The organism is Pseudomonas agronomica (assembly GCF_025917275.1).
GTDB lineage: Bacteria > Pseudomonadota > Gammaproteobacteria > Pseudomonadales > Pseudomonadaceae > Aquipseudomonas > Aquipseudomonas agronomica.
The window spans coordinates 1-329 of the sequence record NZ_JAOSHO010001095.1 but is presented as its reverse complement, the minus strand read 5'-3'; the positions used below and the strand labels follow the sequence as shown (position 1 = coordinate 329).

1 pseudogene is annotated in these 329 nt (G+C 63.2%); it reads left to right on the top strand.

The features are described 5' to 3' along the window. Positions 1-312 (top strand): annotated as a pseudogene (locus tag OC610_RS29080) (mechanosensitive ion channel family protein); the annotation flags it as partial. Between the last annotated feature and the right edge of the window lie 17 nt (positions 313-329).

Sequence of the window (329 nt, the reverse complement as noted above, 5' to 3'; positions counted from 1 at the left end):
ACGTTCCGGGCCTATGCCCTGGCCTATTTGAAGAGCCACCCGGAGATCCAGCCGAACATGACCTGCATGGTCCGCCAGCTACAGACCACCGCCCAAGGTATCCCGCTGGAAATCTACTGTTTCACCGGCACCACCGTGTGGGCCGACTACGAGCGCATCCAAGGGGATATCTTCGATTACCTGCTGGCGGTGATGCCGGAGTTCGGGCTGGGCCTGTACCAGCAGCCGAGCGGAACGGATTTGCGGGCGGGGTTGCTGCCGGCGGTGCTGGGAGCGAGTCACCTGCCGGAGCCGCAGAAGCAAGTGGTCTGAAGCCAACCCGATTCCCC